This window comes from Sorangium sp. So ce836 (assembly GCF_028553905.1).
GTDB lineage: Bacteria > Myxococcota_A > Polyangia > Polyangiales > Polyangiaceae > Sorangium > Sorangium cellulosum_D.
This window is the reverse complement of the sequence record NZ_CP102233.1, coordinates 8562035-8580566: the sequence shown is the minus strand read 5'-3', so window position 1 is coordinate 8580566 and position 18532 is coordinate 8562035. Positions and strand designations below refer to the sequence as shown.

Annotated in this window: 14 protein-coding genes; 4 read left to right on the top strand and 10 right to left on the bottom strand. The window is 71.2% G+C overall.

Annotated elements, in window-relative coordinates:
• Window positions 1–17: 17 nt before the first annotated feature.
• From NQZ70_RS30990 to NQZ70_RS30975, 4 genes are read right to left on the bottom strand one after another with little or no spacing between them, the layout of a single operon-like run.
• On the bottom strand, window positions 18–1658 hold the full coding sequence (locus NQZ70_RS30990; protein WP_129577442.1) for an amino acid permease: 1641 nt from the start codon (window positions 1656–1658) through the stop codon (window positions 18–20).
• A complete protein-coding gene (gene uca, locus NQZ70_RS30985; protein WP_129577441.1) occupies window positions 1651–5397 on the bottom strand; it encodes an urea carboxylase in 3747 nt (1248 codons plus the stop codon). The genes NQZ70_RS30990 and uca overlap by 8 nt, the downstream gene beginning before the upstream one ends.
• Window positions 5394–6065: an urea amidolyase associated protein UAAP2 gene (locus NQZ70_RS30980; protein WP_129577440.1), complete on the bottom strand. Its 672-nt coding sequence runs from the start codon at window positions 6063–6065 to the stop codon at window positions 5394–5396. The genes uca and NQZ70_RS30980 overlap by 4 nt, the downstream gene beginning before the upstream one ends.
• A complete protein-coding gene (locus tag NQZ70_RS30975; protein WP_129577439.1) occupies window positions 6062–6910 on the bottom strand; it encodes an urea amidolyase associated protein UAAP1 in 849 nt (282 codons plus the stop codon). The genes NQZ70_RS30980 and NQZ70_RS30975 overlap by 4 nt, the downstream gene beginning before the upstream one ends.
• Before the next feature lie 615 nt (window positions 6911–7525).
• On the opposite strand from NQZ70_RS30975, the gene NQZ70_RS30970 reads away from it, so the two are divergent.
• The 4 genes from NQZ70_RS30970 (at window position 7526) to NQZ70_RS30955 (ending at window position 11858) form a co-directional block, all read left to right on the top strand.
• Entirely contained in the window at window positions 7526–8233 is a 708-nt protein-coding gene (locus NQZ70_RS30970) for a TetR/AcrR family transcriptional regulator (RefSeq protein ID WP_129577438.1), read from the top strand.
• Between the two features lie 516 nt (window positions 8234–8749).
• On the top strand, window positions 8750–9757 hold the full coding sequence (locus tag NQZ70_RS30965) for a phosphotransferase enzyme family protein (RefSeq protein WP_129577437.1): 1008 nt from the start codon (window positions 8750–8752) through the stop codon (window positions 9755–9757).
• A gap of 158 nt (window positions 9758–9915) precedes the next feature.
• Window positions 9916–11031, top strand: coding sequence for an iron-containing alcohol dehydrogenase (locus tag NQZ70_RS30960; RefSeq protein WP_165374258.1), 1116 nt, complete (start codon window positions 9916–9918; stop codon window positions 11029–11031).
• Window positions 11028–11858, top strand: a complete 831-nt coding sequence (locus NQZ70_RS30955) for a class I SAM-dependent methyltransferase (protein ID WP_129577435.1) — start codon at window positions 11028–11030, stop codon at window positions 11856–11858. The genes NQZ70_RS30960 and NQZ70_RS30955 overlap by 4 nt, the downstream gene beginning before the upstream one ends.
• Window positions 11859–11862: 4 nt before the next feature.
• Here the strand turns inward: NQZ70_RS30955 and rfaE2 are convergent, their stop codons facing one another.
• Genes rfaE2 through NQZ70_RS30925 form a run of 6 tightly spaced genes read right to left on the bottom strand, consistent with a single transcriptional unit; the run spans window position 11863 to window position 18518 of the window.
• A complete protein-coding gene (gene rfaE2 / locus NQZ70_RS30950) occupies window positions 11863–13365 on the bottom strand; it encodes a D-glycero-beta-D-manno-heptose 1-phosphate adenylyltransferase (protein WP_129577434.1) in 1503 nt (500 codons plus the stop codon).
• On the bottom strand, window positions 13362–13910 hold the full coding sequence (locus NQZ70_RS30945; RefSeq protein ID WP_129577433.1) for an HAD-IIIA family hydrolase: 549 nt from the start codon (window positions 13908–13910) through the stop codon (window positions 13362–13364). Before NQZ70_RS30945 ends, rfaE2 begins: the two co-directional genes overlap by 4 nt.
• A gap of 3 nt (window positions 13911–13913) precedes the next feature.
• A complete protein-coding gene (locus NQZ70_RS30940; protein ID WP_129577432.1) occupies window positions 13914–15134 on the bottom strand; it encodes a DegT/DnrJ/EryC1/StrS aminotransferase family protein in 1221 nt (406 codons plus the stop codon).
• On the bottom strand, window positions 15131–16540 hold the full coding sequence (locus NQZ70_RS30935; protein WP_129577431.1) for a nucleoside-diphosphate sugar epimerase/dehydratase: 1410 nt from the start codon (window positions 16538–16540) through the stop codon (window positions 15131–15133). Before NQZ70_RS30935 ends, NQZ70_RS30940 begins: the two co-directional genes overlap by 4 nt.
• 8 nt (window positions 16541–16548) lie before the next feature.
• Window positions 16549–17205, bottom strand: coding sequence for an SIS domain-containing protein (locus NQZ70_RS30930; RefSeq protein ID WP_129577430.1), 657 nt, complete (start codon window positions 17203–17205; stop codon window positions 16549–16551).
• Window positions 17202–18518, bottom strand: a complete 1317-nt coding sequence (locus tag NQZ70_RS30925; RefSeq protein WP_129577429.1) for a DegT/DnrJ/EryC1/StrS aminotransferase family protein — start codon at window positions 18516–18518, stop codon at window positions 17202–17204. Before NQZ70_RS30925 ends, NQZ70_RS30930 begins: the two co-directional genes overlap by 4 nt.
• Window positions 18519–18532 lie beyond the last annotated feature (14 nt).

Sequence of the window (18532 nt, the reverse complement as noted above, 5' to 3'; positions counted from 1 at the left end):
TGACGTGCCAGCCCGCCTCAGGAGATCAGCGACGCCGAGCTCTCCCGCGGCGGGCTGACGGCGACCCGTTCTCCGCTCGGCCTCTGCGTCGCCACGAAGAGCGCCAGCCCGGCGGCGATCGTGCCCGCGACCCCGATCACCGGGAAGTACTCCATCCACGCCGACTCGCCGGCCCGCCGCGGCCACGCGATGTTGGCGATCAGCGCGACCCCCCACGCGACGGCCGCGGCGTTCAGCGCGAGCCCGGCCCGCCCGAGGGAGAACACGCCGGCCGGGGCCCCGGAGCTGCCCGGCCACCCGCGCAGCCGGCGGAGGAGCATCCCCGCCGTCACGAGCAGGTACGAGAGGTTCACGAGCAGCACGGCCGTCTCCGTGATGAGCACGAACAGCTGCGCCTCGCCGTAGTTCACGACGAGCATGCCGCACGCGAGCGCGCCGACCGCGATCGCCGGGAGGACGGGCGTCTTCGTGCGCGGCGACACGCGCGCGAGCGCCGGCGCGCACGGCAGCGCCCCGTCCCGCGCCATCGAGAACGCGAGGCGCGAGGCGCCGGTCTGGATCGCCAGCGTGCAGACGCACACCGCCAGCGCCACGTCGACCAGGAACACCTTGCCCAGCGTCGGGCCGAGGGCGCTCACGACCACGTAGGCCAGGCCCTCGGTCGCGAGGCGGCCGTCGGTCAGGCTCGGCGCCGCCATCAGCGCCGCGAGCAGGAGCAGCGCGCCGCCCACCCCGGAGGCCACGATGGCCTTCAGGATCGCCCGCGGGATGATCCGCCGCGGGCTCTGCGTCTCCTCGGCCAGCGACCCGGCCGAGTCGAAGCCGTAGAGCACGTACGCCGGCATGAGCGCGGCCGCGAGCAGGCCCGCCGCCCCCGCGCCCAGGGGCGGCGACGGCCCGTAGATCGGCTCGAGCACCACCGCCGGACCCCGCACCGCGTGCAGGAACAGCGCGCCGATCAGCAGCACGACGCCGCCGAGCTCCGCCATCACGCCGACGTCGTTGACCCAGGCCATCGCCCGCACCCCGGCCATGTTGATCGCCGTCGTCAGCGCGACGAGCCCCGCGCCGAGCAGCACGGCGTTCGCCGCGCCGTCGCGCGACGTGAGCGACGGGTCGCCGCCGAGGAGCTGGAACCCGCCCCAGACGCTCGGCAAGATCGCCTGCAGCGCGATGGCCGCCGCCGCGACGCTCACGACGTCGCCGACGAGCTTCAGCCAGCCCGCGAGCCACCCCGGCGCGCCGGGCGACACGCGGCGCCCCCACTGGTAGACCGAGCCGGCCACCGGGTAGTGCGAGCCGACCTCGGCGAGGTTGAGCGCGACCGCGAGCTGGCCGAGGAAGACCACCGGCCACGTCCAGAAGAACCGCGTCCCGCCGAAGGCGTACCCGATCACGAAGAGCTGGAAGACGGTCGTGAGGATCGAGACGTACGAGAAGCCCGCCGCGAAGGCCGACAGGCTCCCCAGGTCGCGCCGCAGCTCCTGGCGGTAGCCCAGGCGCGCGAGGTCGTCGGCGTCGCTGCTGCCTTGCGCCGCGGAGCCCGCGCCGAGCGCGCCGTGCGCCGCGGAGCCCGCGCCGAGCGCGCCGTGCGCGGCGGAGCCCGCGCCGGCCGCGCCGCGGCGGTCCGGCGCCGCTGTCGAGATCGGATCACGCATCGGCCGACACCCCCACGAGCGGCTGGCCCGCGCTGACCATCTGGCCCGGGCGGCAGCCGATCCAGTCGACCGCGCCGGCCACGTCGGCCACCACGGCGAACTCCATCTTCATCGCCTCGAGCACGGCCACGCGCTGGCCCGCCTCGACGCGCTGCCCCGGCGCCACGTCCACCTTCCACACGCACGCGGTGAGCGGCGCCGTCACCGGCAGCATCCCGGTCGGCAGCGCGTCCTCGGCGGCGGACGAGGCGCCCTCGAGCCGGGCGCCCGCGCGGCGCACGCGGTCGAACTCGCCGTCCGCCTCCCAGCGGCCGCGCTCGGCGTCGAACGCCGCCCGCTGCCGCGCCCGGGCCGCGCGGATGCTCTCGGCGTTGTCGTCGAGGAAGCGGTGGTGCTCGCCCAGGTCGAACGTCGTCTCCTCGATGCGCACCTCGCCGCGCCCGGCCACCATGTCGGCGCGGAGCTCGAGCAGCTCCTCCGGCGACACGAGGTGGAACCGGAGCTGGTCGAAGAACCGCAGGAGCCACGGCCGCTCGCGCGTGGTCTGCCGGAACGGCCGGTGGCGGCTCCAGACCGGCACCGTGCGGCCGAGGAACTGGTACCCGCCCGGCCCCTCCATGCCGTAGATGCACAGGTACGCGCCGCCGATGCCGACGGCGTTCTCGGGTGTCCACGTGCGCGCCGGGTTGTACTTGGTCGTGACCATCCGGTGCCGCGGGTCGATCGGCGTCGCGACCGGCGCGCCGAGGTACACGTCGCCGAGGCCGAGCACGAGGTAGCTCGCCGCGAGGAAGATCTCCTGGACCGCCGCGATGTCCGGCAGCCCGTTGACCCGGCGGATGAACTCGAGGTTGCTCGGGCACCACGGCGCGTCGTCGCGGACCGTGCGCATGTAGCGCTCGATCGCCTCGCGGGTCGCCGGGTCGTCCCAGCTGAGCGGCATGTGGACGACGCGGCTCGGGATGCGGACCTCCTCCGGCGCGGGCAGGTCGGCCTCGGCCTCGCGGAGCAGGTCGAGGGCCTTGGCCACGGTGAGCCGCGCGCCGTCGACGTGCACCTGGAGCGAGCGGATCCCGGGCGTCAGGTCGACCACGCCCGGCACGCGCATCTCCTCGAGCCGCGTCATGAGCAGGTGCGCGCGCACGCGCAGGTCGATGTCGAGCACCGGCGGCCCGAACTCGACGAGCACGTAACGGTCGCCGCTCTGCCGGAAGACCACCGCGGGCCGGCCGTCGCGCGCCGGGACGCGGCCCAGCACCGGATCGCCGCGCCGGCGCCGCGCGCCGCTCGATGCCGCGGCGGGCGCGCCGTTGGCCGCGCGCGCCGCCGCGCCGTCGGCGGCGTGCGCCGTCGCGCCGTTGGCCGCGCGCGCCGCGGCGCCGTTGGCCGCGCGCGCCGTCGCGCCGTTCGTCGCGGCCCCGCGCCGCGCCACGAGCGCGTCGCTCCGCTGCGCCAGCGCGTCGGCTTCCGCCGGCAGGATCGACCGGAACCGCACCTTGTCCCCGGCGCTCAGCTGGCCGAGCTTCCACCGCTCGGCCGCAGCGATGGTGAGCGGGCACACGAATCCGCCCAGGCTCGGGCCGTCGGGGCCGAGGATGACGGGCATGTCCCCGGTGAGGTCGACCGCGCCGATCGCGTACGCGTTGTCGTGCAGGTTCGAGGGGTGCAGCCCCGCCTCGCCGCCGTCGGTGCGCGCCCACGCCGGCGCGGGCCCGACGAGGCGGACGCCGGTGCGGGCAGAGTGGTAGTGCACCTCCCACTCGGCCGCGTAGAGCTGCTCGATCCCCTCGTCCGTGAGGAAGTCCGGCGCCCCGTGCGGCCCGTCGAGCACGGCGAGCTCCCAGGACCTGCCGATCTCCGGCCGGGCCTCGGCCGGCAGCGCGCCGGGGGCGAGGGCCGGGTCGACCTCCTCGCCGAGGCGCAGCACGTCGCCGGGGCGGAGCGGCCTGCCCGCGTGGCCGCCGAAGCCGCCGAGGGTGAACGTGGCGCGGCTGCCGAGGTGCGCCGGCACGTCGATGCCGCCGCGGATGAGCAGGTAGGCGCGCGCGCCCGGCCCCCGCACCGGCCCGCACGCCACGGTGGCGCCCGGCGCGACCTCGACCGGCGTCCACGGCGCCACCTCGGCCCCGTCGACCAGCACGCGCATGGCGGCGCCCGCGACGCACAGGACCGCGCGCCGGTGGAACACGAGCGTGGGCCCGTGCACCTCGCACTCGAGCCCCGCGGCGCCCGCCGGGTTGCCCACGACGCGGTTGCCGAGGCGGAACGACAGGTCGTCCATCGGCCCGCTCGGCGGCACGCCGACCGACCACAGGCCGAGCCGCCCGGGCCAGTCCTGCACGGTCACCGCGCCCGGCGCCGCCGTCACCTCGACCGCCTCCGGGCGGAACGGCAGCGACGCGAACGTGCCGGTGTGGTGCCGGACCCCGCGGAAGTCGGGGTGATCGAGCGCGGCCGCGACCCACTCGCGGTTCGTCTCGATCCCGCCGAGCCGGGTCTCCCCGACGGCGGCGCGCAGCGCCGCGACCGCCGCGGCCCGGTCCGCGCCGCGCACGAGGAGCTTGGTCAGCAGCGGATCGTAGAGCGCCGAGACCTCGGTGCCCGTCTCGACCCACCCGTCGACCCGCACGCCCGCGCCCTCCGGATAGCGCACCTCGGTGAGCAGCCCCGCGCTCGGCAAGAACCCCCGCGCCGGGTCCTCGGCGTAGAGCCGGGCCTCGATCGCGTGGCCGGAGAGCGGCGGATCGCCGCCCTCGAAGAACGCCGTGTCGCCCGCGGCGATGCGCAGCATCCACTCCACGAGGTCGACGCCGGCGCAGAGCTCGGTCACGCCGTGCTCGACCTGGAGGCGCGTGTTGACCTCGAGGAAGTAGTGCTCCGCGCGGGCGGGATCGACGAGGAACTCGACGGTGCCCACGTTCCGGTAGGCGACCTTCGCGGCGAGCGCGCGGGCCGACTCCGCGAGCGCCGAGCGCAGCCGGGGCGGCAGGTCGGGCGCGGGCGCCTCCTCGAGGACCTTCTGGTTTCGGCGCTGCACCGAGCAGTCGCGGTCGCCGAGGACGAGGACGTCGCCGCGGCCGTCGCCGGCGATCTGGACCTCCACGTGGCGGGGCGCGGTGAGGAAGCGCTCGAGGAACACGTCGCCCGAGCCGAAGTTCGCGCGGGCGAGGCGCTGCACCCGCTCGAACGCCGCGGGGAGCTCCGCCGGCGCGTCGCACCGGGCCATGCCGATGCCGCCGCCGCCCGCGCTCGCCTTGAGCAGCACGGGGTAGCCGATGGCCGCGGCCTCGGCGGCGGCGTGGTCCGCGTCCCGGAGCACGCCGGTGCCCGGCAGGAGCGGCACGCCCGCCTCGACGGCGAGCTCCCGCGCCCGGTGCTTGCTCCCGAACGCCTCCATCTGGGCCGGCGTCGGCCCGATGAAGACGAGGCCCGCGGCCTCCACCGCGCGGGCGAAGCCCTCGGATTCGCTGAGGAATCCGTAACCCGGGTGGATCGCGTCGGCGCCGGCGCGGCGGGCGGCGTCGACGACGGCGTCGATGCGCAGGTAGCTCTCGGCGGGCGTCTGGCCGCCGAGGCGGACGGCGTGGTCGGCGAGGCGCACGTGGAGCGCGGCGCGGTCGGCGTCGGAGAAGACGGCGACCGAGGCGATCCCGAGGCGCCGGAGGGTGCGGAGGATGCGGCACGCGATCTCGCCGCGGTTGGCGACGAGGACGCGGCGGAAGGGCGGGGGGGCGCTCATGGCCGCACCACCGCCATGCGGATCGGGGTCGGGTTGAAGGCGTTGCAGGGGTTGTTGATCTGCGGGCAGTTCGAGACGAGGAGCAGCAGGTCGAGCTCGGCGCGGAGGTCGACGTGCTTGCCGGGCGCGGACAGGCCGTCGACGATGCCGAGGGTGCCGTCGGCCTCGACGGGGACGTTCATGAACCAGTTGATGTTGCCGACGAGGTCGCGCTTGCCGAGGCCGTAGGGCGCGGCGGCCATGAGGAAGTTCTCGACGCAGGCGTGCTGGTGCTTTGTGTGGTGGCCGTAGCGGACGGTGTTCGACTCGCACGAGCAGGCGCCGCCGGAGGTGTCGTGCCGGCCGCAGCTGTCGTCGGTGATGGTCATCATCACGCGGCCGCGGTTCGAGCGGAGCTTCGCGCCGGTGGTGAGGAAGATGTTGCGCTGGGCGACGATGGTGTCGGCGGCGCTGTAGCGCTCGGCGGTGTCGGCGAGGACGTAGGCGAGGAAGTCGACGGCCTGGTTGCCCTCGAGGTCGATGACGCGGAGGATCTCGCCGGCGCGGACGATCTTGGCCCACGGCGCGCGGGCCGGGACGATCTCGTCGGAGACGAGGGCGCCGGGCAGGCCGGCGAGGGCGGGGTCGCGCAGGGCGGCGACCGGCTTTCCGGGGGCGGCGGGGCTCATCGCGCGCCTCCTGCCCGGAGGGCGACCGCGAGCTCCTCGGCGGTGTTCTCGAAGGCGCGGCGCGCCTCGGGCGTGGCGTTGCGCGCGGGGTCGTCGTCCGGGGCGGGGCGGCCGCGCCAGGCGGTGAGGCGGACCTTGCCGGCGCGGTAGGCCGGGCGCGGGTCGAGGCGGTGCGGCGCGGCGGCGACGCTGACGAGGACGTCCTGCTCGGCGCGGAGGAGCACGTGGGCGCCCGGCCGGGACGAGTCGGGGAGGAGGGTGATGGCGCCGTCGGCCTCGATGCGGACGCCCTTGAAGAGGTTGATGGGCGTGGGGAGGTCGCGCTCGGTGAGGCCGTGCTTGGCGAGGGCGAGGAGGAGCCGCTCGCGGCCGGAGCGGAGGGCGCCGCCGTGGGCGTCGCTGCCGTAGCGGGAGGCGATCTCGCCCGGGAGCGAGGTGCCGCAGAAGGTGTCGTGGCGGCCGGCGGTGTCCTCGAGGAGGGAGGCGAGGACGCGCCCCATGTCGGAGAGGAGCAGGTAGCCGGGGCCGGGATAGGCCTGCCACTGGAGCTTCACGGTGTCGGCGAGGCAGAGCCGCTCGATGGGGCGGTCCGCGCGGTGGAGCATGAGGGCGACGCAGGTGTCGCCCTCGACGTCGACGATCCGGAGCCGGCTGCCGACGGGGAGGGTGCGCGCCGCGTAGCCGCCGGCGCCGAGGGTCTCGTCCCAGAGGACGTCGCGCGCTTCCACGCCCGGGGGCGGGTCGCCGATCGACGTGCTCGGCACGGTGGGTTGCGTCTCGACGACGCTGCCTTCCTGGGCGCGCGCGTGCGCGCGCGCGGCGTACGTTGTGGCCGTTTCAGACATCGCCCGCCTCACTTTCGATAGATAATCGAAACTACGGGTCGACTATCCGGGGGCGGGGTTTCCGGCCTGTTTCGCGGGGGTAAAATGCAGGGCGCGGGCGATTTTTCCCGGTGGCGGCGCGGCGGGGATCCCGCGGTCCCAACCTGGGTGAGGCGGGCCGTCCCAACCTGGGTGAGGCGGGCCCAACCTGGGTGAGGTGGGCCGTCCCAACCCGGGTGAGGCGGGCCCAACCTGGGTGAGGTGGGCCGTCCCAACCTGGGTGAGGCGGGCCGCCCCAACCCGGGTGAGGCGGGCCGCCCCAACCTGGGTGAGACGGGCCGCCCCAACCCGGGTGAGGCGGGCCGCCCCAACCCGGGTGAGGCGGGCGTCGAAGCAAGCCTGAAAATTCTCCCCTCGGCGTCCTTGGCGCCCTGGCGGTTTGTATTCTTCCCGTGTTGACGTGCGACCACCGCGCTGGAAGAGCGGATGGCACAGGGACGCGAGCGCGGATCGATGAGCGCGATGGCGCGACGGCCACCCCGGGAGATGATGAAGACGGAGATTCCCCCTGCTCAAAGCGCCGAAGGCAGTCAGAGCGCCGAAGGCGGTCAGAAGGCCGAAGGGAGCCCGCGCCGGATGGGCCGGCCGCGCAAGGCGCCGCAGCGCAGCGAGCTCGCGCCGCGCGAGCAGATCCTGGAGGTGGCGGGCCGGCTGTTCGCCGAGCGCGGGGTCGTCGACGTGTCGATGCTCGAGATCGCGCAGGCGGCCGGGCTCCGGCAGTCGTCGCTGTACTACTGGTTCCGGCGCAAGGAGCTGATCGTCGCGGAGATCCTGCAGCAGGTGAACCGCCTGCCGCTCTCGTACGCGCGCAGGCTCGAGGCGAGCGGCGGCGCCGCCGACGTGCAGCTCTGGCGCTTCGTGCGGTTCGACGTGGAGACGGTGTGCGGCTTCCCGCTGGAGATCACGGAGATCCACCGCTTCAGCGAGCGGGATCCGGAGGCGTTCGCGACCTACTGGGCCGAGCGGCGCGCGCTGACCGAGGCCGTGGCGGCGATGATCGGGCGCGGGGTGGGGGAGGGGACGTTCCGCGAGGTGGACGCCTACCTGTGCGCGCTGACGGTGCTGGCGCAGGACGAGAGCGTGCAGAACTGGTACCGCCCCGGGGGGGCCGGGCGCATCCATCCGCTCGCCGCCAGCGACGCTGCGGCGCTCGGGTACCGGCCGGAGCAGATCGCGGAGCTGGTCGCGGACCAGACGGTCGGGGGGCTCCTGGCGCGGCCGTCGCGGCTCGCGGCGCTGCGGCAGATGGCGGTCGCGGCGGACGGGGAGGGGATAGCGGGATAGCCCTCCTTCCCGCCCTCACCTCGACTGCCCGAGGTGAGCGGGTTCAGGTACACGCGGGCCGATCTGGCCGGATCCGGCGATGTGATGCGCGCACTCGGAGCCTGGCGTGCCATCTGACCGGGCCAGCAACGTGTCTTCGTCGGCACGAAAGAGAACCCCTACCTGGGCCACAACGGGGCGGAGCGCTTCATAGCGCATCCTCGACGCGCGGGGATCGATCGGTCGGAGTCGTTCAAGGTCGCGGAGCCCGGGTTGCTCGACCTCGCCCGCTGGCGCCACGAGCACCCCGAGCCCCACCGCGAGCCCGGAAGGGACCCCGAGCACCGGGAAGTGCTCCATCCACGCCCCACGCCGGCTCGCCGGCCAACGACGGGAATCGCCCGGCGAGCCCGACAATCCTGGAGGATCGCCTCTCGACGAGCCAACTCGTCTCTCGTGGACGGGATCACTCGGGACAGCGTCGCGGGCGAAGAAACCGCCTTGCGTTGGCCGGCTCGTTGACTATCACCCTACACGATGCAAGGCCTAGAGGCGAACGATGCCGCGGCGCGCTATATCGCGGAGCGGTTCGGGCTCGGGGGTCGCCCGGAGCGCATGGTCCCCGTGGGCGGCGGCGAAATGGGCCGCGTCTATCGCCTCGACGCCGCCGGCGCCGCGTGGGCCGTCAAAGAGCTATTTCGAAGGACCGACGAGGACAGGGTGGCCCGCCAAGTCGCGTTCCAAGACGCCGCCGCCCGATGCGGGATCCGGGCCCCTGCCAACCTGAGCACCGTCGACGGCCGGCATCTGTGCTCGCTCCCGGCCGAGCTCGGGGGGGCGACGGTTCGACTCTGCAGCTGGATCGACGGTCATCCTGTCCAGACGGCGGACCCCGGGCTGTCCGAGTGGGTAGGCAGCGCGATCGGCCGGATCCATGGCTTGAGTTACCCTGCTGACGGCGCTGACCACGACCCTTGGTATGACGCGTGCCCCACGCCGAAGCGCTGGGAGGAGCTCATCGCCGCCGGCGACGCCGGAGGCGCCGATTGGGTGAGCGCGATACGCAGCCGGCTAGGGTCGCTGCTCTCCCTCGCCGACCTGGTCACCCCAGCAGAGCCTACGGCGATGATCTGCTGGCACCTCGATCTGCAACCCGATAACGTCACGCGCGAGCGCGCTTCCGATGAGTATGTGCTGCTCGACTGGGACGACTCCGGCCCGGAGATGCCGGACAGGGTGCTGGCGATGGCTCTTTGGGACTGGCACGTTCACGGAGACGAGATCGATATCAAGGGGATCCAAGGCACGCTGGCGGCTTACCGCCGGGCCGGCGGCCACGCCGAGCTCACCGGTATCGAGTCATTCACGGCGATCGTCGCCAGTTATCTCAACTACGTCTTCGTCCAGGCCGAGCGGACCCTTCACGCGCAGCTCTCCCTCAACAGGCGCCGTCGCGCTGCCGCCGAGCTACAGAGCTCCCTAGCCAATCCACCCGATCCGGCTCGCCTAATGAGCGTCCTGAACGTGGCGCGAGCGCAGATATAGTGGTGCGAGGCCAAATGTAGCTGGACGTCGCTGGACGCGGCTGCGATACTCGCACGTTCATGGGGGTTGAGTCACCAGCGGGGCACATGGGCATCGGGGCCGCAGCCAAGCGCGCACCACCGCCACGGACGATTGCGTTTTCGTTCGCAGAACAATCAATGCCGATCACGATCGGCCACGATGTGCACGACGCGTGCATCGACCACTGCATCGAGCGCGGCGCCGATCGCGCCTTCATGGTCGTGGATCGACGGGTCTGGGAGCTCTATGGTCGCGAGCTTCAGAGGCGCTACGGCGCGCGCATCCCGATCGCATGGGGCACCGTCGAGCCACAGGAGTCCCTGAAGACGCTCGCCAGCGTGAATCTGCTGCTCGATCAAGCGATCAGCGCCGGGCTGACCCGTCGCAGCCTCGTCCTCGCGATCGGCGGCGGTCTCACCGGAAACGTCGCCGGGATGGTCGCGGCGCTCCTCTACCGCGGCGTCCCGCTGATCCACATCCCGACGACGCTGCTGGCGATGTCCGACTCGATATTGTCGCTCAAGCAGGCGGTGAACGGGCCGAGGGGGAAGAACCTGTTTGGCCTCTATTACCTTCCGACGGCGAGCTTCATCAGCCTGAAGTTCCTGGAGACGCTCCACTGCCGAGAGCTGGCGTCGGGCGTCAACGAGCTGATCAAGAACTGCCTGGTCTTCGACGCCCGGCGGACGAGCGACCTCCTCGAGCTCGCCGCGCGGGCGGACCACGCCGATCATTGGCTCGAGCTCGTGGTGACCGGGATCGAGGCGAAGCAGATGTTGCTGAGGAGCGATCCGTACGAGAAGCACATAGGCATATGCCTCGAGTACGGCCACACCGTCGGGCATGCCCTCGAATGTCAGTCCTACGGCCTGTCGCACGGCTTCGCGGTCGGCCTCGGCATGCTCGTCTCGGCCGCGATCTCCGCGCAGCGCGGCATGCTGACCGACGAGGAGTATTGGCTCCATTTTCGCCTGCTCGGCGCCGTCAACGACACGCTCCTGTTTCCTGACGACCTTGATATCGAGACGACCATCGACGTCGTCCGCCGCGACAACAAGCACGGCTATCTGCCCGCGCCGCCGGGCTACCATCCGTTCGTGCTCCTCGAGTCTGTGGGGCGCGTCGCGACGACACATGGACACCCGCTCGTGCTGGTTGAAGAGGACGAGATCCGCTCCGCCATCGCTCGGGCGCGCCGCGACGCGGCGGGCTGGGCGAATTCGCCACGCCGCAGGGAGATCGTCCCCAGATGAAGCAGAGCCCGCGAACAAGCTTGCGGCCCTGGGAGGACGACTTCTTCGAGCCCGAGCTCCTCGACGCCGGCGCCGGCGACGCGGATATCCGGGAGACGGTGCATTTCTACCGCAGCGCCGTCGGCGACGACGTGACGCGCGTCCTCGACATCGGGTGCGGAACCGGGCGGCTCTCGCTGCCGCTGGCCGGAGACGGCCACGAAGTGCACGCGATCGACCGCTCGCCGCGCGTGCTCACCTTCTTCCGCAACAAGCTCAAGCGCGCCGAGCGCGGCGTGCGCCGGCAGGTGAAGCTCTCGCGGCTCGATATCGCGCTGCGCCCATACCCCGAGCGGCTCGACGCGGCGCTTGCGGTCGACGATTTCCTCACGCTCTTCCTCGATGAGGCCTCGCTGCGCGCTGTCCTCGCTCACGTGCGGCAAAGCCTCTCGAGAGGGGGGCGCTTCTGCACCGACATGCGGGCCAGGAGCGACGACCGGCTCAGCACGATCGCAGCGCCGCTCCCGAGGCCTATGCTGTTCTTCGGCATCGTCCAGGGCGTCGCGACGCCGCGCGGGGCGCGCTCCGTCGCGATGCGATCGATCGAGACGTATGACGAGAGCGCCAGGGTCCTCACGAGCGAGCAGCTCTTCGAGTACATCAAACCTACGGGATTGGTGGAGCGATCGATCTACCGCACGCTGCGGCAGCGCGTGTGGCACCCCGGCGAGATCGCCGCCGCCGCAGAGGCGGAGGGTTTCCGCGTTGCCGCCCTCCACGCGCGCTTCGATCCGCGCGCGCAGGCCGGCGTCGCGAGCGGCGCCAGCTTCGATCTCCGCGTCCGCTGAGCTATCAGCGCTCCTCGGGGCCGCGCTCGATGAGGCGGGTCGAGGAGCGGTCGGCGACGAGCGGCACCACTTCGACCTGTCCGCCCCAGCCGCGCACCTCGCGCGCGCCGACGATCGTCGCCTCGCTGTAATCGCCGCCCTTGACCAGCACATCGGGGCGACACGCGAGGATGGCCTCGCGCGGGGTGTCCTCGTCGAAGATGGTGACGAAGTCCACGCACGAGAACCCCGAGAGCAGGGCCGCGCGCTCGGCGGCAGGATGGACCGGCCGCGACGCGCCCTTGAGCCGCCGCACCGACGCGTCGCTGTTGATGCCCACCAGCAGCAGATCGCCCATGCGACGGGCGTGCTCCAGCAGCGTGAGGTGGCCCACGTGCAGCACGTCGAAACAGCCGTTGGTGAAGACCAGCCGCTGGCCGTTTGCGGTGGCGCTCCGGCGCAGCCCCTCGAGCAGCCGTCGCTCGATGAGCTTGGCGCCGCACGCCCCCTGGGCCAACGCCGCCAGGAGCTCCGACAGGAAGACCGGCACCGCGCCAATCTTGCCGACCTTGATGCCGGCAGCGATATTGGCGACGTGGAGGCGCTCGGCCCACGACAGGCCGCTCACCCACGACACCGCCAGCGCGGCGAGCGCCGTGTCGCCTGCGCCGGTCACGTCGAAGACGCGGCGAGCGTGCGCCGGCGCATCGAGGAGCCTCCGGTCGGAGGTCGCGGGCGGCTCGGCTGCACCGCCGGCCGAGCGTCGAGCCGCCTCCGGTGGCAGCAGCAACGACATGCCGCGGGGGCCGCGGGTGATCAGGACGGCGGCGCCCGGCACGAGCGCCGATAACCTCTCGGCGGCCGCGAGCAACGACGCATCATCGCGTACGCTGATGCCGGCGGCGAGCGCCGCCTCGTGCTCGTTCGGGGTGACGAGGTCGGCCCCGCGATATTTGCTGTAGTCGCGGGCCTTGGGGTCGACGGCGATCGGCACGGCGGGCAGCAGGCGACGCAGCCGCTCTATCAGCTCGGAGGTGACCACCCCTTTGGCGTAATCGGAGAGGAGAACGAAATCCGGCTGAGGCAGGTCGCGGGCCAGACCGTCCAGGAGCGCGTCGAGCATGCCTGATCCGGGCGGCTCCGGGCGTTCATGGTCAATGCGAACGAGCTGCTGCGCGCCCGCCAATACGCGCAGCTTGACGGTGGTGACCGCCGAGGGATCCTCGGCGAGCCCCGACGCGAGGACCCCCGCCCGCGCCAGCAACGCGCGCAGCCGTTCCGCCGGCTCGTCCGCGCCGACGCGACCTGCCAGCGCCACGCGACCCCCGAGGGCGAGGATGTTCTGCGCGACGTTCCCGGCCCCCCCCAGCTTGTCCTCGATGCGATCGAGCAGCATCACCGGCACCGGCGCTTCGGGGGACACCCGATCGACGGAGCCCATGTAATAGCGATCCAGCATGACGTCGCCGATCACCCAGAAGCGCGGGGAGTCGCCCCGCGAGAGCCGTCCGCGCAAGCGTTCGATCATGGGATCACTCCAGGCGTGCGGCCGCCTCGTGAGATGGATACTTGAGGGAGCAAATGCTGGATCGCCGCGAGCAGCGACGGACGCGAATCCGGGGCGCCGAGCTGTAGAGCGCGCGGCGCCGGGATCCCAGCCGCCAGCGCCGCCTCGACGTCACGCGAGCTGTCACCGACGGCCAGGCTCCCTGCCAGGTCGATATCGAGGTCCAGGGCCGCGCGCAGGAGCAGGCCCGGTCGCGGCTTGCGGCAGGGGCAGCCCTCCTCGGGGCCGTGGGGGCAGACGTAGACCGCGGCGATCCGCGCCTCAGGCTCGACGGCCGCGAGCAGATCCATCATCCGCTGATTGACGGCAGCGACGCCGGCCGCGCCATACAGCCCGCGGGCCACGCCCGACTGGTTGCTGACGACGACCACCGCATATCCGGAGCGGCGCAGCAGCGCGACCGCCGCGGCCGTGCCGTCGAGCAGCGCGACGCCCGCCGGGTCCGCCAGGTAGCCTGGATCGTGGATCATCGTGCCGTCACGGTCGAGAAATGCGGCCCGGATCATGGCTCAAATGGATTCCAGGACGCTCCGCAGTCGATCGCATATATATTCGACGTCCCCAGCGGTCAGGCTCGGGTAGATCGGCATGCTGATCTCGCTCTCGTACGTGCGGAACGTGTTCGGGATCGACGCTCGCAGGTGTGCGAAGTCCAGATAGGCTGGGTGCGACAGCACGGGTATGAAATGGACGTTCGTGCTGATCCCGAGCTCGGCCATCTTCTGGATGATCGAGTTCCGCGTCCCCTCATCGCGGCCGCGCACCCTGATCGGATACAGGTGGCAGGACCCAGTCTTCCGGCGATCCGTGAACGGCGGGAGCTCGATCCTCGCCTCATGCGCCAGCGCCTCCGAGTAAGCGTCGAAGATCGCCTGGCGCTTGGGGAGGAGCTCGCCGTCGTAGCGGGCCAGCTGGGCGCGCCCCAGCGCGGCTGCGATGTCTGTCATGTTGTACTTATAACCAGGCACCTCGATGGTGTAAAACCAGCCGCCCATCCGGAATTTTTCCATCGCATCCTTGCTCTGCCCGTGCATCGCGAGCAGCATGAGCTCGCGGCGGACGCGCTGGCAAGACAGCTCGCCGGCGCCGCTGAAGACGACGGCCCCGCCTTCGGCGGTGGTCAGGTTCTTCACGGCGTGGAACGAGAACACCGTGAAATCGGCCAGCGAACCGACCTTCTTCCCCTTGTACGTCGCGCCGAACGAGTGTGCGGCGTCGGACAACAACACAACGCGGTCAAAGGACTCCTGGAGCGTGCCGGGCGCCGGACGGTACAGGGAGGCTCGCGACGTCAATACGTCCTTCAGCTCGTCGTAATCGCAGGGCCACCCCGCGAAATCGACAGGTATGACCACCTTCGTCTTCTCGGTCAGCGCCCTCTCCACCTGAGTAGGACAGAGATGAAACTCACCCTCCTTGATGTCGACGAACACCGGGGACGCTCCGGTGTGGCGAATCACATTGCATGTCGCCGCGAAGGTATAGGCCGTCGTGATCACCTCATCCCCCGGGCCAACCCCCAGGAGCCGGAGCACGAGCTCCAAACCAGCCGTCGCCGAGCTCAGGCAGACGGCCGCCTCGGCGCCGCAGTAGGCCGCGATCTCCCTCTCGAACGCTCTGGTGACCGGTCCGGTCGTGAGCCATCCAGACCTCAAGACCTCGACGACGGCGTCGATCTCCCGCTGGGAGATGTCCGGCGGCGAGAACGCGATGATGCGAGGCTCGCTCATGACGAGCTTCCGGCAACATAGTCCGGCACGTACCGCGAGATGAGCCTCCTGAGCTCGTCGGGCGAGAGCGCGTCCGCGGCGACCTTTATCTGTTCGATCATCCGCGACACCTCGCCCCTACTCATCAGCACCTCATCGTTGCGGGCCACGAACAGCCTCTTGAACTCCGACGGCTCCAGCGTCTCTCGATCCGTGAACGTTCGCTCGTTCAGCTTCTCGCCTCGCCGGACGCCGGTGAAGACGATGTTCACGGCGTTAGGGGTGCGTCCGTAGAGCTGGATCAAGTTGCGAGCGAGGTCCAGGATCTTGATTGGTTGTCCCATGTCCAGGACAAAGACGCTCCCGCTCTGCGCCGAGCTCGACTTGATGACGAGGCGGGCCGCCTCTCGAATCGACATGAAGTAGCGAGTCATCTCCGGGTGCGTCACGGTGACCGGGCCGCCGGCCTCGATCTGCCGCTTGAACAGCGGCAAGACGCTACCGCGCGATCCGAGCACGTTGCCGAACCGCGTCACGGAGAAGCGGGTCCCTGCTCCCCACGAGGCCATCGAGAGGACGATCGACTCGGCGAGCCGCTTTGTCGCGCCCATCACCGAGGTCGGCGCCACGGCCTTGTCCGTGGACACGAGCACGAACCTCTGCACGCCCGCCTCCAGCGCGATATTCGCGCAGTTGAAGGTGCCGATGACGTTGTTCTTGAGGGCCTCGTCGGGGTGATCTTCCATGAACGATACATGCTTATGCGCGGCGGCATGGAACACGATATGCGGTGCGCACCTCCTGAGCTCACGATCGATCTTGGTGTAATCTCGAACGTCGCCGATGATATACTCGACCCTCTGGTCGACCCCCAGGCCTTGAATCAGCTCGTACACCGAGCTCTCGCCGCGCCCGAGCGCGATCACCTTCTTGACGGGCAGCTCGAGGAGCTGCCTGCAGATCTCCGCGCCGATCGAGCCGCCGGCCCCCGTCACGAACACCACTTTGTCGTGGAAGCAGGGGGATATCTGCTCCTTATCGAAGCCGATCTCTTCGCGCCCGAGCAGATCGACCACGTCAAAATCGCGGATCTGGCGCAACGTGAAGTGACCCTCGACAATCTCATAGAGACCCGGCACGATCTTCACGCTGACCGGCGAGTCGCTCAGCGAGGACAGGATTCGGTCGATGACCTTCCGGTCGGACGAAGGTATCGCGATGAGCACCTCGTCGATGTCGTTCCGGGCCACGAGGTCGCCTAGATCCTTGATGCCGCCGATGACCGGGATCCCCCGGATCGCGCGCTTCTGGAAGTCATCCACGAGGCCCGCGATCGTATACTTCGCGCGCATCGTGGCGCTGGCCAGGAATTCGTGGACGATCACCCGACCGGCCTCGCCGGCGCCGACGATCAAGAGCCTTCTCACGAGCGACCTCAGCCCCCATCTCGCTGTGCAGCCGGCGCGGGCCGAGGTCTGACGAACGCCTGATCGAGCAGGTTACAGATGATATGACCCACAGTCACGTGCAGCTCCTGGATGCGGTCGGTGGTGCGCCCGGGGACGCAAATCGTGATATCGGCGAGCGTGCCGAGCTCGCCCGCCGTTGGCCCGCTCATGGCCAGCACCCATAGCCCCTGAGCGCGCGCCTGCTCGGCGGCGCGGAGCACGTTCGGGGAGCTACCGGAGGTCGAGACGGCCCAGAGCACATCGCCCTCCTTGCCGAGCGCCTCGACTTGACGCGCGAATACCTGTGCGAAGCCAAAGTCGTTGGCGATCGCGGTCAACGCCGATGTGTCCGTCGTCAGCGCCAGCGCGGGTAGGGCGCGGCGCGGCGTGCTGCCGAAGCGGCCGGTCAGCTCGGCGGCGATGTGCTGGCAGTCCGCGGCGCTCCCGCCGTTGCCGCAGAGGAGCAGCTTGTTGCCGCGCTCGATCGCGCCGCGGAGATAGGCAGCGGCGGCCGCGATTTGCTCGGTCTGCTCCTCGAGCAGCTGCCAGCGCAGCGCGATGCCATCACGCAGCGCGGCACGGACCAGGTCGACCGCATTGCAATCCGGGTTGCCCGCCGAAGCGCGAGGGAAGGAGCCGCTCATGACTCCACCCGGACTCCGCGCGGAAGCGCGCGCAGGGCTGCGGCGCCCGCCTGGACCTTGGCGAGCGCCTCGGCGATGGCGTTGATGTGATGCTCGCTCCCGAGCAAGACGGAATGATGAAAGAGGAGGGTCCGCGACGCCTGTCGATGCGCCTCCGGGAGCGGGAATCGGCGCGGATCTGCCCGTTCGCGCAGGGCGGCTGGGAGCCCGGCGTACCGCTCCGGGCGATAGAGCGGATGCGCGTCCAGGGGACGGTACGGAGGGTGCACCCAGGTACCAAGCTCAGCCTCGAGCGCAGCGCAGATCTGCTCGACAGAACAGCCAGCGAACTCTTCCGCCTCGAATCGGACGGCGTAATGGTAATATGCGCGGCGGGTGTTCTGCGGATGCGGGCGGATCGGCTCTACGCCTCTGAGCTCGCCGAGCCGCCGCGCGAGCAGATCGGCCATCGCCGCGCGCTGCTCGGTCTCTTCTTCGAGGCGCTCGAGGGCGTCGAGGAGCAGCGCGGATTGAAACTCGGAGAGACAGAGGTTGAAGCCTTGAATGTCCCCGCGCTCCTCGAGGTCCGGGTGACCGACGGGCGGCGCCGCGGCGAGGTAACGTCGACCATCGGTCCGCAGCAGCTCCAGGCGCCGAGCGATGGCCGGGTCCGAAGTGACGAGCGCGCCTCCCTCGCCGCAGGTCATCACCTTGCCCTGCTGCATGCTGAAGGCCGCGACGTCACCCAGGGTGCCCGCATGGCGCCCGTCCCAGATCGCGCCGTGAGCCTGCGCGCAGTCCTCAACGAGCGGGAGGTGGTGCCGGTCAGCGATGCTGCGGAGGCGCTCCATGTCAGCCATCGCCGAGTAGAGGTGAACGACGAGGATGGCCGCCGTGCTCGGCGTGATGGCCGCCTCGACGGCCGCCGGCGACATGCAGAGCGTATCCGCGGAGACGTCGACCAGGACGGGAACGGCATTCAGCCGCAGCGCCGCGCTCGCGCAGGCTACCCAGGTCAACCCAGGCACGATGACCTCCTGCCCGAAGCCCACGCCGACCGCCTGCAGCGCCGCAAATAGCGCGCTTGAGCCGTGGTCCACGGTGTATGCGTGCGACGCGCCGAGGTAGGCCGCGAATCGCTCCGAGAACTCCTGATCCATCGTTCGCTGGCCGTTCCATGCGCCGCTCACCGCCCAGCGACCTCCCTCGAGGACCGACTGGAGCCTCGCGAGGGCGCGCTCGCCATGTCGGGGCCAAACTGGCCAACGCTCCGTCCACACCGGCTTTCCCCCCAACAACGCCAGAGGTCGGTTCGTCGTCCCGGAGCGCGCCATATCGAGGAATCATA

What these genes read in the sequence shown, in the direction of transcription:
- NQZ70_RS30925 (WP_129577429.1), bottom strand. Translation starts at nt 18,518, where the DNA reads ATGGCGCGCTCCGGGACGACGAACCGACCTCTGGCGTTGTTGGGGGGA.
- NQZ70_RS30945 (WP_129577433.1), bottom strand. Translation starts at nt 13,910, where the DNA reads ATGATCCGGGCCGCATTTCTCGACCGTGACGGCACGATGATCCACGAT.
- NQZ70_RS30930 (WP_129577430.1), bottom strand. Translation starts at nt 17,205, where the DNA reads ATGAGCGGCTCCTTCCCTCGCGCTTCGGCGGGCAACCCGGATTGCAAT.
- NQZ70_RS30955 (WP_129577435.1), top strand. Translation starts at nt 11,028, where the DNA reads ATGAAGCAGAGCCCGCGAACAAGCTTGCGGCCCTGGGAGGACGACTTC.
- uca (WP_129577441.1), bottom strand. Translation starts at nt 5,397, where the DNA reads ATGAGCGCCCCCCCGCCCTTCCGCCGCGTCCTCGTCGCCAACCGCGGC.
- NQZ70_RS30980 (WP_129577440.1), bottom strand. Translation starts at nt 6,065, where the DNA reads ATGAGCCCCGCCGCCCCCGGAAAGCCGGTCGCCGCCCTGCGCGACCCC.
- NQZ70_RS30960 (WP_165374258.1), top strand. Translation starts at nt 9,916, where the DNA reads ATGCCGATCACGATCGGCCACGATGTGCACGACGCGTGCATCGACCAC.
- rfaE2 (WP_129577434.1), bottom strand. Translation starts at nt 13,365, where the DNA reads ATGATCGAACGCTTGCGCGGACGGCTCTCGCGGGGCGACTCCCCGCGC.
- NQZ70_RS30975 (WP_129577439.1), bottom strand. Translation starts at nt 6,910, where the DNA reads ATGTCTGAAACGGCCACAACGTACGCCGCGCGCGCGCACGCGCGCGCC.
- NQZ70_RS30970 (WP_129577438.1), top strand. Translation starts at nt 7,526, where the DNA reads ATGGGCCGGCCGCGCAAGGCGCCGCAGCGCAGCGAGCTCGCGCCGCGC.
- NQZ70_RS30965 (WP_129577437.1), top strand. Translation starts at nt 8,750, where the DNA reads ATGCAAGGCCTAGAGGCGAACGATGCCGCGGCGCGCTATATCGCGGAG.
- NQZ70_RS30940 (WP_129577432.1), bottom strand. Translation starts at nt 15,134, where the DNA reads ATGAGCGAGCCTCGCATCATCGCGTTCTCGCCGCCGGACATCTCCCAG.
- NQZ70_RS30990 (WP_129577442.1), bottom strand. Translation starts at nt 1,658, where the DNA reads ATGCGTGATCCGATCTCGACAGCGGCGCCGGACCGCCGCGGCGCGGCC.